This window comes from Paraburkholderia sp. SSBN10T (assembly GCF_056619545.1).
In genome coordinates, this window is the sequence record NZ_JBWQQI010000028.1 from 1 (window position 1) to 14,877 (window position 14,877).

Annotated in this window: 12 protein-coding genes; 10 read left to right on the forward strand and 2 right to left on the reverse strand. The window is 62.4% G+C overall.

Annotation, left to right across the window (positions count from 1 at the left end):
• Window positions 1-96 precede the first annotated feature (96 nt).
• Both AC1ECK_RS31250 and AC1ECK_RS31255 read right to left on the reverse strand, forming a co-directional pair.
• On the reverse strand, window positions 97-1,137 hold the full coding sequence (locus tag AC1ECK_RS31250; protein ID WP_480326227.1) for an ABC transporter substrate-binding protein: 1,041 nt from the start codon (window positions 1,135-1,137) through the stop codon (window positions 97-99).
• Window positions 1,138-1,183: 46 nt separating this feature from the next.
• Window positions 1,184-2,323: a mandelate racemase/muconate lactonizing enzyme family protein gene (locus AC1ECK_RS31255; protein WP_480326229.1), complete on the reverse strand. Its 1,140-nt coding sequence runs from the start codon at window positions 2,321-2,323 to the stop codon at window positions 1,184-1,186.
• Window positions 2,324-2,525: 202 nt separating this feature from the next.
• On the opposite strand from AC1ECK_RS31255, the gene AC1ECK_RS31260 reads away from it, so the two are divergent.
• The 10 genes from AC1ECK_RS31260 (at window position 2,526) to AC1ECK_RS31305 (ending at window position 14,870) form a co-directional block, all read left to right on the forward strand.
• Window positions 2,526-3,956: an aminotransferase-like domain-containing protein gene (locus tag AC1ECK_RS31260; RefSeq protein ID WP_480326231.1), complete on the forward strand. Its 1,431-nt coding sequence runs from the start codon at window positions 2,526-2,528 to the stop codon at window positions 3,954-3,956.
• A 116-nt stretch (window positions 3,957-4,072) separates the two neighbouring features.
• Window positions 4,073-5,311 (forward strand): MFS transporter, encoded by a 1,239-nt coding sequence (locus AC1ECK_RS31265; RefSeq protein ID WP_480326233.1) that lies wholly within the window; start codon window positions 4,073-4,075, stop codon window positions 5,309-5,311.
• A 981-nt stretch (window positions 5,312-6,292) separates the two neighbouring features.
• A complete protein-coding gene (locus tag AC1ECK_RS31270; protein WP_480326235.1) occupies window positions 6,293-7,669 on the forward strand; it encodes an amino acid permease in 1,377 nt (458 codons plus the stop codon).
• Between the two features lie 1,498 nt (window positions 7,670-9,167).
• Window positions 9,168-10,616: a PAS domain-containing sensor histidine kinase gene (locus AC1ECK_RS31275; RefSeq protein WP_480326237.1), complete on the forward strand. Its 1,449-nt coding sequence runs from the start codon at window positions 9,168-9,170 to the stop codon at window positions 10,614-10,616.
• An 8-nt stretch (window positions 10,617-10,624) separates the two neighbouring features.
• The gene (locus AC1ECK_RS31280) at window positions 10,625-11,260 is read left to right on the forward strand and encodes a response regulator transcription factor (protein ID WP_480326239.1); all 636 of its coding nucleotides are present in this window, start codon (window positions 10,625-10,627) and stop codon (window positions 11,258-11,260) included.
• A gap of 127 nt (window positions 11,261-11,387) precedes the next feature.
• Entirely contained in the window at window positions 11,388-11,774 is a 387-nt protein-coding gene (locus AC1ECK_RS31285) for a response regulator transcription factor (protein ID WP_480326241.1), read from the forward strand.
• A 148-nt stretch (window positions 11,775-11,922) separates the two neighbouring features.
• Window positions 11,923-12,498: a lipid-binding SYLF domain-containing protein gene (locus AC1ECK_RS31290; protein ID WP_480326243.1), complete on the forward strand. Its 576-nt coding sequence runs from the start codon at window positions 11,923-11,925 to the stop codon at window positions 12,496-12,498.
• 72 nt (window positions 12,499-12,570) lie between these two features.
• Entirely contained in the window at window positions 12,571-13,119 is a 549-nt protein-coding gene (locus AC1ECK_RS31295; protein WP_480326245.1) for a glycine zipper family protein, read from the forward strand.
• A 28-nt stretch (window positions 13,120-13,147) separates the two neighbouring features.
• Window positions 13,148-13,543, forward strand: a complete 396-nt coding sequence (locus AC1ECK_RS31300; protein WP_480326247.1) for a hypothetical protein — start codon at window positions 13,148-13,150, stop codon at window positions 13,541-13,543.
• A gap of 118 nt (window positions 13,544-13,661) precedes the next feature.
• Window positions 13,662-14,870, forward strand: coding sequence for an efflux RND transporter periplasmic adaptor subunit (locus tag AC1ECK_RS31305; RefSeq protein WP_480326409.1), 1,209 nt, complete (start codon window positions 13,662-13,664; stop codon window positions 14,868-14,870).
• Window positions 14,871-14,877 lie beyond the last annotated feature (7 nt).

Here is a 14,877-nt window from a genome sequence, read left to right on the forward strand (position 1 = left end):
ATGCATGATCAAACCTCCGATGCGCGTAAACGGAAGACGCGCGGAAGACGCGCCGCGCCTCCCGTTCAGCACAAAGCGTCGTGACTTCGCCGCAGATCAGGCGCCTGTGAGCGAGGCCTGAACTTTCTGGGCAACGTCGTTCGAGACCCACGGTTTCCACATTTCCGGATGGTCGTGAAGGAACTGTTTGGCCATCGTCTGACCGTCGATCTTCTTGCTGGTCATCTCGAGAATAGTCTGGTTCAGGAAGTCCATCGAGAAGCTGACCTTGCCGAAGGCTGCCATCATCTCAGGCTCGGCCTGATAGAACGGCGTCGACACGCCGATCTTCAGATGCGACACCAGATACGACGACGCACATTGCGAGCTGCTGTTGTCGGCGCGCAGCGTCTTCCAGCAATCGGCATTGAACGGCGGCATCTTCAGTTGCACGAACTTGTACTTTGCCATCAACGCAGCCGGTTCCCAGTAGTAGAACAAAATCGGCTTGCCGCGCTGATAGGCCGACGAGATCGCTGCGTCGAGTGCCGCGCCGGTGCCGGGGCGGAAGTTCGTGTAGTTGTCGTCAAGCTTGAGCACTTTCAGCAGGCGCGAGTTGACGCGCTCACAGTCCCAGCCGGCCGGGCAGTTCAGGAAGCGGCCTTTGCCCGGTTCTTCGTCGTCCTCAAAGAGATCCTTGTACTTCGGCAGATCGGCGACCGAGGCCAGGTTCGGTGCAGCCGGCTTGATGCCGCGCGCCGGATCGCCCTTGACGACGTATTCCGGCACGTACCAGCCTTCGTTGGTGCCGCCCGGCAGCGTGTCGCCGACCAGCTTCACCTGGCCGTCCGCGACGCCCTTGGCGATGATCTCCGAACGGCCGGTCCACTGTTCGCCCCAGACCTGCAGATCGTTGCGCGAGAGCGCCGTTTCGGTGGCGGCGGTGCTGCCCGGCACCGTGTCGGTCTTGCAGCCGTAGCCTTTCTCGGCGATGTAGCGCAGCACTTCGGTGGTGAATGAACCGCTTTCCCATGTGACGCCGGCAAAGCGCACCGGCTTGCCGCTCGAACACCAGGTGCCGGCGTGCGCGGCGGCCGGGAAGAGGGTGCTTGCGGCGAGCGTGAGACACGCGGCGCGCATCCAGGGTTTCATCTGCATTGTCTGTCTCCTTTTATTGGCTTTGATGTGTGCCTTGGCCGAGGCGTCAGGCGTACGTACTGCGAGAGCTTTGTGTGGCGGCGAGCACGGCTTCGTCAAGCGTCAGGCCGAGGCCGGGCGCATCGGAAAGCGTGAGCCAACCTTCGCTGTCGACGTCGATCGGCTGCGTCAACATGAAGTCGCGCCGCTCGATCGACCATTCCGGCGGGTCATACGGAAACTCGATGAACGGCGCCGACGCGGCGCCCGCTGTCAGGTGCAGATTGGCGGCGAGGCCGATACCGTTGCCCCAGGTGTGCGGGGTGAAGACCTTGCCGCGCGCTTCGACCGCCTGGGCCAGCTTGCGCAGCCCTTCCATGCCGAGCGAGCACGCGACGTCGGGTTGAAACACGTCGAGGCAGTCGCGTGCGAGTAGCTGATCGAACTCGTAGCGCTCGCGCGTCATCTCGCCGCCGGCGATGCGCAGCGTGGTGCTGCGGCGTAGCGCGGCGTAGCCGTCGTAGTCGCCGCGATGCAGCGGCTCTTCCATCCAGTAGACGTCCTGCTTTTCGAGTTCGCGGGCGACTTCGAGCGCCTCGCTCACCGTCCACGGCGCGGCGGTGTCCCACGGCATGCGCCAGCCCTGGTTGCAGTCCACCATCAGTTCGAGCCGGTTGCCCACTGCCTCGCGTACGGCGGCGAGCGCCGTGAAATCGTCGGCGAGGCTCGGGCGGCCGAAGCGGATCTTCAGCGCCGGGAAGCCGCGTGCGGCAACTTGCAGCGCCATCTTCGCCATCTCGTCGGGATGGCGATGCACGCCGCTCGACGCGTAGGCGCGAATCCGCTTGCTGCGTCCACCCATCATCTTCCAGCAGGGCTCTCCGCGAATCTTGCCGGCCAGATCCCATAGCGCGATATCGAGCGGCCATGGGCGGCCGGCGTGAAAACCGATGTTGTCGAGCACGGCGCTATGGCGCGCGAGATCGAGCGGGTCGGTGCCGACGAACAGGTGCTGGTAGTCCGCAAAGCCGTACATCGCATCGCCGGAGCCGATGCCCACGTGGCCCGCGTCGTCGTGGACACGCACGATGGTGGCGGGAAATTTGCGCCGCGGCTGGCTATCCCAGGAGGCTGGGAATGGCGGATCGAGCTCGAGCTGGTGATGCGTGATGTCGATCCGGCTGATACGAGGTGTCTCACGGCTCATAGGGCGCTCCTGGGGGGATGCCGCAGTGCCGCATCGAGGCGGCACGATTGAATTCGGAATGACGTCATGCTATGGAGCCGAAACAAGCAACTCAATCGCTTCAATTAAAGTAAATGACTGCATGCAATTTCATGATATTGAATGCGTATCATGTTAATGACACCCATGGCATGCATGCCAGCAAGAAGGAGACCGTCGCACTATGGCGATGAACGCGTGGCTGCCCAGGATCGAAGCGGGCAGCGATCCAAAATATCAGGTCATTGCGCGTGCTTTTGCGCAGGCGATCCTCAACGGCCAACTGCCGGCCGGCGAAAAACTGCCGCCGCACCGCTCGCTCGCAAGCGAACTGCATGTGACCACCGGCACGATCAGCCGCGCCTATGCCGAGCTGGAGCGCCAGGGGCTCGCCAATGCGCGCGTCGGCGACGGCACCTATGTGGCGCAGGCCCGCGCTCGCGAGATGTCTTCAGGCGCCGCAGTGAACGGTGCGCTGCGACCCGGGATGCCGTCGGCGCCGGCGCTGATCGATCTCGGCCAGAACGTGCCGCAGTCGACGGGCGAAGCGGCCGCGCTATGTGCCACGCTGCGCGAAATTGCCAACGACGAACGCCTTGCCGCCGAACTGCTGCAATACGCGCCGGAAGCGGGTTCGATGCGGCATCGGCTGGCGGGCGCCGCGTGGCTCGGTCGCGCCGGCAGTCCGGCGAGCGCGTCGCGCGTGCTGGTGACGCAAGGGGCGCAGCATGCGCTGGCGTCGGTGCTGCGGGCGGTTGCGCGGCCGGGGGACACCGTGCTGGCCGAAGTCGTCAGCTACCCGGGGATCATCGCGTTGGCGCGGCAACTGCGGCTGCATCTGGTCGGCGTCGAGATCGACGCCGAGGGGCTCGTGCCCGCTGCGCTCGAACTGGCCTGCAAGTCGCTGCACCCGCGCGCCATCTTTTGCGTCCCTACCATCCACAATCCGACCACCGCGACGATGTCGGGCGAGCGGCGCGATGCCGTCGCCGCGACTCTGCAACAGCATGGCGTACTGCTGATCGAAGACCTAGTGCCTGCCATGCTGCTCGACGCGCCGCCCGAACCGCTCGCCACGCGTCTGCCGGACCAGTCGTTTCTGATCGCGGGTTTATCGAAATCGGTCGCGCCGGGGCTGCGGGTCGGTTATCTGCAAGCGCCGCCCGCGTGGTGTTCGAAGATTGCCGCGGTGATCCGCAGCGATTGCTGGATGACCGCGCCGTTGATGGCCGAAGTGGTGTCGCGCTGGATCGAGAACGGCGAAATGGAGCGCCTGAATGGCTTGCAGCGCGCGCACATCGAAACGCAGCACGAGGTGGCGCGCGAGGTGCTCGATGGCGTGACCTACCGGCATGCGGCGACCAGTTCGCATCTGTGGCTGCCGCTGCCCGAACCGTGGCGCGCGGCCGAATTCGCGGCGGCGCTGCGCCACGAGGGCGTGCTCGTCAAGACGGCGGACAGCTTCGTGATCGGGCGCAACGCCGCACCGCATGCGATCCGGGTTTGTATGACCGGCGCGCCGTCGCGCGAGGCGCTGACGCGTGGGCTGTCGATCATTCGTACTACACTCGATCATGGGCTCGAAAGCGGCATGGCGTCGTCGTATGCGCCTTGAGCGCCTGATGTCTGCGATCTGAATTTCAGCAAGCCACATCAATAACAGAGCAAGAAGCGGAGCGTAACGCCCGTCTGAAACGGCGACGATGACCTCACATTCCCAGGAGGTCATCGATGCGTTTGCCGATCCCACATTCCGCCGTCAGACTACCGGCCGCGTTCCAGCGGCTCGCGTGGTCGAATCTCGTTGCGCAATCCGCCGAGCAGATCAGCCTTGCGGCCGCGCCGCTCGTCGCCGTGTTCGCGCTAGGCGCGAATGCGCATGAGACCGGCTTGCTGCAGACGGCGCAGACCCTGCCGTTTCTGCTGCTGTCGATTCCGTTCGGCGTCTGGGCCGACCGCCGTTCCCGAAAAACCTTGATGGCCCTCGCGGAAGGCATGCGTGTGCTCGCGATGCTGGGCGTGCTGCTGTTGGTCATGACGCACGGGTTGACCTTGCCATGGCTCGCAGCACTCGGCTGCCTCGGCGCAACGGGCACGGTGGCGTATAACGTGGCGGCGCCGTCCCTGGTGCCGTCGTTCGTGCCGCGCGAGTCGTTCGCTGTTGCGAATGGACGGCTGGAACTGGCGCGCAGCGCCGCGTATTCGGCGGGGCCGGCGCTGGGCGGGATGCTGGTGGGCTGGATCGGCGCGGGGTGGGCGTATGGCTGCGCAGCCGGCTTGTCGGCATTGGCCGTCGCGCTGCTGGCCGGCCTGCGCGAACCGCCGCGCGCGCAGACCGGCCAACGACATTTCCTGCGTGAACTGCGCGACGGCGCCCGCTTTGTGCTGCGCGATGCGTTGCTGCGTCCGATGATTGCGACGGCAGTATTTTTCAATCTCGGCTTCTTCATGCTGCAGGCGGTGTACGTTCCGTACGCGGTGCACCGGCTCGGGCTGACGGCTTCTGCGGTGGGTGTGACGTTGGGTGCCTATGGCATCGGCATGGTGTGCGGTGCGCTGGCGGCACCTGCGATTGCCGGGCGGTTGAGGTTTGGACGGGTGTTGACCATTGGTCCGTTCTGCGGAGTGCTTGCTTCGCTGGCGATGGTGGCGACGTTGGTCGTGCCGTCATTCTGGTTAGCGATGCTGAGTTTTTTTCTGCTTGGGGTGGGGCCGATCCTTTGGGTGGTCGGGTCGACTACTTTGCGGCAGGCGATCACGCCTGACGGGATGATGGGGCGCGTATCGGCCATCAACGGTACGGCGACGTATCGCGCGCGGCCGCTTGGCGCGCTGCTGGGTACCGCGATTAGCGGACACTGGGGCGTGGAGGTTTGTCTCGTAGCGGCGGCGGGTGCGTTTCTTGTGCAGGCTGGGATTATTGTGGGGTCGCCTGCGGCGCGGCTCGAGGGGGGGCCGCAGGGAGTGTAGATAGTGTTTTTTGCCTGCGCGGCGCTTTGGTTGTTGTTCCTGGGGTGTTGGCCTCTCCTTGCTTTGTTATCGGTCTATTAGCTTTGCCCTTGTGCGGGGCGGCACTTACTTTCTTTGCCGCCGCAAAGAAAGTAAGCAAAGAAAGCGGGCTGACAACCGCCAGCCTGTAGGTGTCCACCACTTAGGCCAACCCGGAGTGGTCCGCGCGAAGACCGGCCCTCGCACCACTTAACTGAGTGACAAAGGACTCATCCGTTCCAGCGTCGCGCTTCGCGCCCCGCCGAAGGGCACAACGCTTTCTGCATACTCTGTAGGTATTCCAACGATCTCGGGCTTTGCTCACTGTCGGTACGCTGGCGTCGGCGGCATGCCGACTACGTCGCTCATCATGCGCCGTGAACTAGCCGGGTGAGGAGGCGTCCATCCCGTTGTTCCTGGCGCTGCTGCGCGACCGCACCACTTGCCACGAACCCAGGCAGACCCGTTTTCCCCGGCATACCCATCCGCGACGCATGCAGTGCGGAGTGGGGTGGATGAGCCCTTTGTCACTAACGGGGGAGATGCGAGGGCAGGTCCTCGTGCGGACCATTCCGTGTTGACCTGAGTGGTGGACACCTACGAGCTAGCGGTTGTCAGCCCGCTTTCTTTGCTTACTTTCTTTGCGGCGGCAAAGAAAGTAAGTGCCGCCCCGCACAGGGGCGAAGCTAATAGACCGATAAGAAAACAAGGAAAGGCCAACGCCGTACGAACAACGACAAGCGCCGCAGGCAACCAGACCACCAAGCATACAAGGAAAGCCCAACGCCGTAGGCAAACCACCAAAAGCGCCGCGCAGGCAAACCACACAACAACACCGCCCTGAATGCCCCACGGGTTCCTCCCAGTATGTGGGCCGCGCGATACAGGCTAGAATTTCCGGCTTTGCCGGGCCAAACCATAAGTTTGCCCGGCTGACGGACATCCATACACTGGGGCGCAATTTTGAATAGTCCACAGCAGCAAGACGGCCTGAAACGCGGGCTCAAGAACCGTCATATCCAGTTGATCGCGCTGGGCGGGGCGATCGGCACCGGCCTGTTCCTCGGCTCGGCGAGCGTGTTGCAGGCGGCGGGGCCGTCGATGATTCTTGGCTATGCGATCGGCGGCATCATCGCGTTCATGATCATGCGGCAACTCGGCGAGATGGTCGCGCAAGAGCCGGTGGCCGGCTCGTTCAGTCACTTCGCATACAAGTACTGGGGCGACTTCCCAGGCTTCCTGTCCGGTTGGAATTACTGGGTGCTCTACGTGCTGGTCAGCATGGCCGAGTTGACGGCCGTCGGCACTTACGTGCATTTCTGGTGGCCGACCGTCCCCACCTGGGTGTCGGCATTGGTGTGCTTTGTCGGCATCAACGCGATCAATCTGGCCAACGTGAAGGCCTACGGTGAAACCGAGTTCTGGTTCGCAATCATCAAGGTGGTGGCGGTGATCGGCATGATCCTGTTCGGCGGTTATCTGCTGATCAGCGGTCACGGTGGTCCGCAGGCGTCGATCAAGAACCTTTGGGCCGACGGTGGTTTCTTCCCGCACGGTTTCCATGGCCTCTTCATGATGCTGGCTGTGATCATGTTTTCGTTCGGTGGTCTGGAACTGATCGGCATTACGGCGGCCGAGGCGGACGAGCCGCGCAAGAGCATCCCGAAAGCGGTGAATCAGGTGATCTACCGGATTCTGCTTTTCTACATCCTCTCGCTGGTGGTGCTGCTCTCGCTGTATCCGTGGAATCAGGTGGCCGCAGGCGGCAGTCCGTTCGTGATGATCTTTTCGCAGATCGGCTCGACGCTCACGGCGAATATCCTCAATATCGTGGTGTTGACGGCGGCGCTGTCGGTCTATAACAGCGGCGTGTATGCGAATAGCCGCATGCTGTATGGCCTCGCGGAGCAGGGCAACGCGCCGCGCGCGCTGATGAAGGTGGATCGCCGCGGCGTGCCGTATCTGGCGATTGGCTTGTCGGCGCTGGCGACGTTCACCTGCGTGATCGTCAACTACCTGATTCCGGCCGAAGCGCTCGGCTTGCTGATGGCGCTGGTCGTGGCCGCGCTGGTGTTGAACTGGGCGCTGATCAGTCTCACGCATCTGAAGTCGCGCAAGGCGATGGTGCAGGCGGGGGAGAAGCTGGTGTTCAAATCGTTCTGGTTCCCGATCAGCAACTGGATCTGCCTCGCGTTTATGGCGATGATCCTGGTGATTCTGGCGATGACGCCGGGCTTGTCGGTTTCCGTCTGGCTGGTGCCGGTCTGGCTGCTGGCGATGTGGGTGGGGTATAGGGTGAAGCGGCAGCGGGCAGGGGCGATTGTGCCCGCCACTCGCTAACGGATCAGCCGCTTATACGCAGGTGGCCGACCACCCTTTTGCGCACGCCATACCGATTCCTGCACCTGATTGCATCGGCATCCATTGCGGCCTGGAGGCGAAGGAGTATCCAAAGTCGCTGTTGGAAAGTTCGGTCGAGGTGGCCCAGAAGGTCATTTTGGGCGCAGATGATGCGAATTTCGCTATTTTGCTCGGAAATCCTGTGATTGCCGGCGATTGCCATTCTGCCCGTTACCGGACTATGTGTAAGGCGAACAGTGATTTACGCCGGAAGACGAAATCAGGCCATGCGGGGGCGTGCGTAGGGGTCGGCTTTTGTTTGAGCGCGAGAAACCTCCGAACTGGAACAGGCGTCGATGGACCAAAGTCCTATTTCGATTCCGACTCACACCTATTAGCCTGAATCTGCGGGCCTGCGGTTGCAGCAAACGCAGCACGGCCAATTGGAGTGCAGATCATGGGCAATTTCAGATTCGCCGGCCTCGCCGAAGAGGCCGGGAGTACGGGTGGCTGCATAAGGCGCACGGTGAGTGCGCTGTTGGTGGGAGTGGCCTCAATAGCTCTGGCTATTGCACCGGACCGAGCACACGCGCAGCTCCCTGAACGTCCGGCCGGCAGCATTTGCTTGCCACCGGGCAATTACCCCGTCGCGAGCAGCAAGGACCTCGCACTGCGTACACCACTCTGCTTCACTCCTCCTGCGCCTGAGGTAGAGAGCGGTAAGGCCAGCTTGTATCGTAGAGTCAAGCGCGATTCAATCAGCGGTACCGCAGTGGGTAGCTATACGTACGACGAGGCGGTTCACCATTGTCTGGAGCGCCAAATGCGTCTGCCTTCCGCCGACGAGCTCAAAGCGCTGGTCAGCTACGCCAATGGCCCTGAGCATCTTCACGGCGGTTACGCAATCGTCGCTTCGAAGGGTGACAAGCGTTACCCCGGAGGCGTGTATGGATGGGGAGGGCAACTAGGGTACTGGTCCTCGACTTTCGGCGGGCGCAGGCTTCACCATGTCGTGTCATTGACGGACGGCGGAGGCGCTCCCTATCACGATTCGCATCGCGCTTATGTCAGCTGCGCGAGATAGCTGCGACGCAGCGCCATCCATCTTAGGAAAAGGGACGCGTTATCCGTTGCGGCGCAAGCATTTTTTCAAGGGGAGGGTTTCGCGCACGCAAATGGAAGTTCCCCCGCTCCGGAATTAAGCAAAAATATAGTCATACTGGATTTTGAAGTATCGGATCGATAAGTGGAAGCGATTGCGAAAATATGTCGGGCAACAGGAAAAAAAGTGACTACCATCAAGTCGTATCTGCTGCATGTTCATATAGATGGCCACTTCGACTCAAGAATCAGAATAGATCGATGCCTTGAGAAGGATGGGCGCTCGCGTCAGCCGCGACGCACATCCGGTTAACTCCTTTCGAGTGCAACTGCCGCTTGGCGCGACGTTGAGCATTTTGGCGACCTTTATGCCGCGCGATGGCAGGGGAAATTCGCCGTGCATCTTGCCTTGCCCGATTACGAGGTTGTTCTGGCTGCGATCGCCGCTACGTTCGTGTGGTGTTTACATGAATGTGCTGTGCAATGGATATCTCGTTCGCGGCCGCGTATTTGCAGCGTCAACGTGCCTGGGCAAATGCGCGCTTTGGACAAGGCGTCCTATCCCGACGCACGTGAGATGCTCACGTTGTTCAGTGCCGGGCGCAAGTATGAATTTCAGGCGGGCAAGCTGCTCTCCGGTTCGCGAGCGGCCATTCGTCCGGCGCTCCGGTTGGCGGCAAGCGCGGCCGAGCGCCTGCCATCGCTCGTCAAACGCACGAGGCCAAATGACCAGGCCAGTGACGTGACAGCCCCAATGCATACCGCGCTGGAATTCGTGCCAGTCGCGATCGTGGGTATCGGCCAGTCCGGAAAAATCGAATTCTCGAATGCGAAGGCAAGGGAGTTGTTTGGCTACGGGATCGAAGACTTGACCGGAATGTCGGTCAGTTTGCTGATATCCGAGCTGCAGCATGCCGGCTTGCGTGCGGCGGCGAGCAACGCTTTGCCGGACCCAGGGGTCTTGGCCGTGCCCACCATGCAAACCTTCTCGGCGAAGCGCCACGACGGGACGGAAATTCCCGCCGAGGTGGCGACGCGTCAATGCGATCTTGACGGCGTACCGACGCTGCTCGCAGTCATCGTGGATCGAAGCGAACGATACGAGCTCCATCGCAACCGCCAGGAACTGGCGCATCTGACGCGCATCTCCGCGCTCGGCGAGCTGGCTGGCTCGCTCGCCCACGAACTAAACCAGCCGCTCACCGCGATTCTGAGCAATTCCCAGGCGGCGCAGCGCTTCATGGACGCGGACCCGATCAACGTCCCCGAGGTGCAGGAAACCTTGAAGGACATCGTCGCGGACAATTGCCGGGCGAGCGAGATTATTCGCAAGATGCGGGCGCTCGTCAGGAAGGGCGATGTGGAGCTGCAGCCGGTCGATGTCGGGAGCGTGGTTCGCGACGTGGTCATGCTGCTGCACAGCGACGCGGTCGTACGCCGGATTCGGACGAGGGTCGACATCGCTGCGGGTTTGCGCGCCGTGCGCGGCGACAAAGTCCAGTTGCAGCAGGTGGTGCTCAATCTCCTGCTCAATGCGTTCGACGCCATGTACGAGTGTCCTGCTGCCGATCGCGTGGTCGACGTCGAGGTCGCGGCGGAGCCCGGCGCGACGGTGCGCATAGCCGTTCGGGACCGCGGGCAGGGATTGACGGTGGACCAGATGGACAAGATATTCAAGCCGTTTTTCACCTCGAAGCCGCATGGTCTGGGGCTGGGTCTGTCGATTAGCCGTAGTATCGTGGTGGCCCACGGTGGCCGGCTCTGGGCGGAGAACAACGACGAGCGAGGCGCAACGTTTTATATATCGTTGCCGACCGAGGATACAGAGAGACCGAACCGGACGTGAGGACCACCATGAGTGATTCTGCTTCCCGAGTGTTTGTCGTCGACGATGACGCCGGCGTTTGCCGCGCATTCGCGCGTCTGCTGCGCTCGGCCGGATATCAGGCCGAAGTTTTTGAATCCGCGCACGCATTTCTCGATTGCGCCGACCTGTCGGCCGGTCCGGCGTGCGTCGTGCTGGACCTGCAGTTGCCGGATTTGAACGGACTCGAGGTGCAGCGCGAATTGAACATGAGCTTGCCGATCATCTTCGTCACGGCCCACGGAGACATCGGCGCAACCGTCGATGCCATGAAGGCTGGCGCAACCGACTTCCTGACCAAACCGGTACGTGACACGGTTTTGCTCGAAGTAGTCAAACGCGCGCTCGAGCGGGCCCGTGAGATTTTCGAGCGCCGGCAGGAGCTGGCGGACATTCGATTGCGGCTTTGCCGCCTGACACCGCGCGAGCGCGAAGTGATGGCGCTCGTCGTCACCGGCCGCCTGAACAAGCAGGTCGCCGGCGAGCTAGGTATTGCCGAGAAGACGATCAAGATTCATCGTGCCCGCGTGATGGAGAAAATGGGCGCACATTCGCTGGCCGATCTGATCCACTTTGCCGACAAGGCAGGCATCGGCGCGCCCGGGCAAACGCGAACGCTGCATTGAATCGTCGAGCAGACCGTTCCGGCGTACACGTGGACCAAAGTCCTATATCGGTTTTGCCGCGCGCTGAGTAGCCTGAATCTGCGGGATTGCGGTTACGCGGGCAACCGCCAGATTCGGACTTCTCATAATGGGCAATCTCAAACCTTTCGTTGCGGTTGTCGACGACGACGATTCGGTGGGCCGGGCTATCAAGCGTTTGCTGCATTCCGTTGGAATCGGGGCGGACACGTTTTCGAGCGGCGACGACTTTCTGGACATGCTTTCGTCCATGCCCTCATATCGCCCGGGCTGCGTGATTCTCGACATCCAGATGCCCGGCATGAACGGGCTCGAAGTCCAGCGCCGCCTGGGCGGCAGCGGCATATCCGTCATCCTGATTACTGCCTATGACGACGTGGGCGTGCGCGCCCAGGCATTGGCTTCTGGCGCCGTGGCCTATCTGCGTAAGCCTTTCAACGACTCGATTCTGATCAAGACCGTGCAGACTGCGCTGGGCATTGCGCCGGCGCCTTGAGTTCGCTGCCAACCGGGCGATATGGGACCAAAGTCTCATTGTCTTCGGTACACCCGGCTACCAAACTTGATGGCATCGGTCTTAGCTCTGTTGCCGCGGTTGCCGTGCGGCTTGAATCGGGCGGCCGCCATTCGTTGGGGTGCACATCATGATCCATTTCGTTCGCAAGATTGCGATGATCTCGCTAGTCGCCGTGGGTGCGGCGTGCTCGACCGGGCAACCTCCGCCGGCGTCAGATGCGTCGGCACAATCGCCCGATCCGGTGCTCGACCAGGATTGCCAGGCTGCGCTGGCGAGCTTGTACGGCGCCACGCCGAAGGCGCAGGAACTGGGCGACAAGGCCAAAGGCATCCTCATCTTTCCGAGCGTGGTGAGGGCGGGCTTCATCGCCGGCGCTTCGCATGGTACGGGCGAGTTGATCGAGAACGGCAAGGTCACGGGCTATTACGCGACGACGTCAGTCACATATGGTCTCCAGGCTGGGGTCCAAAAGTATGGCTACGTGATGATGTTCATGTCGGATTCCGCGCTAAGCGAACTGAAAACAAGCTCGGGATTCGAAGTCGGCATGGCGCCGACCGTCGTGATTGGCGACCAGGGCGCAGCGAAGAACGTAACGACTGCGACGCTCCAATCCGATATCTATGCCTTCATTTTCGATCAAAAGGGATTGATGGCCGGGATCGGGTTGAGAGGGTCGAAGATTACGCGGCTGAACAAGTGAAGCTTGCGTTCCCGTCGACGAAAAGAACGGATGGAAATTGATTCGGAAACCAAATCGAATGGGTGAAAGGAAATGGGGCAGCTCATGGCGGCGGCGCGTAATCGACTGGAGCGTGCGCGGTCCGAAGTCCGCGAGACGGCAGGAAGTTGGCGGGTCGCAGCGATTGCCGCGGGCGCGCTAGCGCTCGTGTTTGCCGGCGCGGCATCCGCGCAGCAGCCGATCTTCTACCCAGCGAAAGGGCAGAGTCCACAGAAGCAGCAAACGGATACCGCGGAGTGCCAGGTATGGGCGACGCAGACGACGGGTGTCGATCCCGTCGCGCTCGCGCAGCGCTCGCAGTACCAGCAGCCTCCCCAGCAGCCGCAGGGCGGGTTGGTGCGAGGCGCAGCAGGGGGCGCCGCATTCGGCGCCGCGGTTGGCGCGATTGCCGGTGATGCGGGCAAGGGTGCGGCAATCGGTGCACTGACCGGAACGGTAGGTTCCGGCATGCGGATGCGGCGGCGTGAGGAAGCGGCCAGCCAACAGCAGCAGTCCATGCAGCAAAACACCTCGATGCAGCTCTCGACATTCACTCGGGCTGTGACTGCATGCATGAACGGTCGAGGCTACACCAGCCAGTAGCGTCGTAGCCGATTGGAGGTGCGCAATCGTGAACAGGTTCGAAACTGCGGGATTAGCGGCGATCTTCTTGCTGAGTTGCGCAAGCGCGTGGGCCGGCGATTTCGACGGCAGCAAGCCGCTGCTTTGCGCGACGATCGAAGGCCACGCCTGCGATCCCGGTTTTGCCTGCGAGCGCGCGCTGCCTGCGGATCTGGGCGCACCGCGTTTCCTGTCCATCGATTTCACTAAAAAAATCATTTCGGGACCCATTCGCGCGACGCCGATCGTCTCCATGAACAAAGCACAGGGCCAGATTCTCATGCAAGGCACCGAGCTCGACCATGCATGGACCGTCGTGCTCGATACGAACGACGGGGAGATCACCTTGACCCTGGCGAATCGCCATGACGCGCTGGTGTTATTCGGAGACTGCACGGCGATGTAGTTTCGAGGAGCGTCCGATGAAACCCGCACTGGCTCTTTATCGCGTCCTTTGGCAGCCGCCGCTCGCCTTGAAGTTGCGGCGCGGCGTAGTTGGGCAGGCGCGAGGCGCGTTGCCCTTGATGGTCGTGGCAGCAGCGCTATCGTTGTTCGGCGGCTGCAAGAAACCTTCCGGGCCGCCGGCGCTCGGCGCCCCCGAGGTGACGGTCATGACCGTCACTGCACGCGATACCCCAGTCGACTTCGAATTCACCGCGCAGACCCAAAGCTCCCGGGAAGTCGAGATTCGCGCCCGCGTGGACGGCTTTCTCGACAAGCGGACCTACGTCGAAGGCCAGACGGTGAAGACTGGGCAGACGATGTTCCTGATGGACCCCAAGCCGTTCGAAGCCGCCTTGCAGACGGCAAAGGGCGAGCTGGCGCAGCAGCAGGCGAGGCTCATGGTAGCGAGGCAGAACCTCGCGCGGGTCAGGCCGCTTGCCGCACAGAACGCGTTGAGCCAGAAGGATCTCGACGACGCGGTCGGCAACGAGCAGCAGGCCGCCGCCGCGGTGATCTCCGCCCAAGGGCAGGTCCAGAGCGCGCAGCTCAACCTCGGCTACACGACGATCAAATCGCCGCTGAACGGCCTCGCGAGCTATGCGCGGCAGCAGGATGGCAGCTACGTCACGGCCACCGCAGCAGGGCTGCTGACGTACGTGTACCAGCTCGATCCCATGTGGGTGAACTTCAGCATCTCCGAGAACGAGATGCTCCGCTATCAGGACCAGATTCGCGCCGGAAAATTGCGCTTTCCGCCTAACAGCGAGTTCGTCGTGACGGTGGTGCTCGCCGACGGCTCCGAGTTTCCGGAGCGCGGCAAGATCAGCTTCGCCAATCCGGCGTTCAGCACCGAGACCGGGACGTTTCTCGTGAGGGCGGTACTCGATAACCCGAATGGCTTGTTGCGCCCTGGACAGTTTGTGCGTGCGCGCGTGTCGGGTGCGACGCGGCCCGATGCGATTCTGATTCCGCAGCGCGCGGTGCTGCAGGGCGCGCGAAGCCACTATGTGTGGGTCGTGGACAGCGAGTCGAAGGCGCATCAGCGCGTGGTGGAAGCGGGCGACTGGAATGGCGACAACTGGTTCATTTCGGATGGCCTGAAGTCCGGCGAGCGCGTCGTGGTGGACGGCGCAATCCGGGTCGCGCCCGACGCGCCGCTGAAAATCGTCGGCACAGTGGCGTCGACGGAAGCCGGCGGCAAGACCGTCGTCGAACAGACGAATACGACAGCCGCGGTCCCCGAAGGGAAGCCGGCCGACGCCAAAGAATCGAGCGGCGCGGCGCAGTAACGAGCAG